The following is a 1,548-nucleotide window of genomic DNA, read 5'->3' on the forward strand; positions in this document are numbered from 1 at the left end:
GCATCATTATCATCAACTATTTTATAAAACACAGGTAGCTTTGTACCCTCAGGGACAGCACTGCGCGTTAGCCATACCTCGTCTTCATCAAAGTCTTGCTCCGTTGCTTGCGACTTTTCACCAGCCTCTTGCTCTACCTCAACTAATGCAAGTTGACCATCACGAAGCTGTAAATTAACCGAACGCCCAGCGATAACTCCTTCTTTATGACACCAATAATCATACTCAAGAGTGCGAATTGATGCCTCTTGAGTTATATAAATAAGGCCATCAAAGCAACGGTTTAAGGCTAATAACTGACGTCTCAATTCACTGACATAAGCACCTGACATTAAAAACACTAAAGTGACATTTTTTGATTGTGACAAAGCAACATAGAGCTTGAGTTTTTCACCAAGCTGCTGTTCGTTCAAAGAGACTAAATGTTCTGAATCGACATGCACGATAACCGTACTGTTTTTCAGTTGCTCATACTGTTTTATTTCGTTAATAACACCACGGGAAAAATGCAAACTTTTTGATACATTCTCATTATAATGTAAATGGAAAGGACGTAGTACCCCTTGTTCGAACAAGGTAAATAATAACTCGCTTCCCTCTCCTTCGAAAAATAATTCGACTTGTTCAGAAAGCAAAAAAACCGAGTCTTTATGATTGGTTAAAAGATGCCTTGTTAACTCTAATAGCTGATTATCTAGCGGGGCAAGTAAAGCATAGTTTGCGCCTCGCTTTAGCTCAGAGAAAGCTCCGTTTAGTCCTGTAATATTTAAATGAGGCACCAACAAACCCTTAAAAAAGATACTTTAGTACTAGTTTTAAACGCTATTCTATATATAATGCAGATTATGTCCATGGATCGTGAACATTTTTAAGCTAATTTTTCTCATAACGGTTTTTTAGATGAATAACTTTGCAGTAAAAAAATCAAATACCTTAACTCAATACGACATTGACGAACTCATACGTCAGTTTGGTGGCAAAGAAACAGATTATGTCGAAATAGTTGATGTAGAAAAAAATCGCAAAACGATTGAAAAATACCCCTTACTTAACGATATCGCATTAGCCACTAAAACGGCTCCGTGCACAAAAAAATTAACAAAAATCTAATAAAGAATAATAAATGAAAAGAGTTTTCTTAAAAGGAATTAAAGGCGGGACTGGTACAACATCGATTGTGGCCAATCTTGCTTGCGCCTTGAGAAAATCAAATGTGCCTGTGTATGCCATCGACTTAGACCCTAAAGGCGACTTAGGTCTACATTTTGGTCTTGCATGGGAGCATCAACTTGGCTGGAGTGATTACCCAAACTTTGCCTCTGCATGTGAGCAGTTTCACCAAGATAACGACGGCGTAAAATTTTTACCCTATGGCAGCCGTTCGAACTTAGGGTTAGACTTTTCAAGCATTATTGAGAGTTGTCAGCAGCTTAATGACAGCGATGACAGCTGGTTTTTGTTTGACTGCCCTGCCCATGTTGATGTGCACCGCTATTCGCTAAATGAAGACGATATATTCCTTGAGATTATTAATTGTGATGCTATTTG

At 38.2% G+C, this 1,548-nt stretch carries 3 protein-coding genes; 2 read left to right on the top strand and 1 reads right to left on the bottom strand.

The features are described from left to right. Positions 1 to 779, bottom strand: a 779-nt coding sequence (locus HUS62_RS22195; protein ID WP_220095104.1) for a BcsE family c-di-GMP-binding protein, incomplete at its 3' end; no start/stop codon positions are given. 121 nt (positions 780 to 900) lie between these two features. On the opposite strand from HUS62_RS22195, the gene bcsR reads away from it, so the two are divergent. Next, positions 901 to 1,110, top strand: coding sequence for a BcsR/BcsP family cellulose biosynthesis protein (gene bcsR / locus HUS62_RS22200; RefSeq protein ID WP_175081183.1), 210 nt, complete (start codon positions 901 to 903; stop codon positions 1,108 to 1,110). 13 nt (positions 1,111 to 1,123) lie between these two features. Further along, a partial coding sequence (locus tag HUS62_RS22205; RefSeq protein WP_309473928.1) for a cellulose synthase operon protein YhjQ/BcsQ occupies positions 1,124 to 1,548 on the top strand: 425 nt, incomplete at its 3' end.

Origin of the sequence: Pseudoalteromonas sp. 0303 (assembly GCF_013349995.1) — a bacterium.
GTDB lineage: Bacteria > Pseudomonadota > Gammaproteobacteria > Enterobacterales > Alteromonadaceae > Pseudoalteromonas.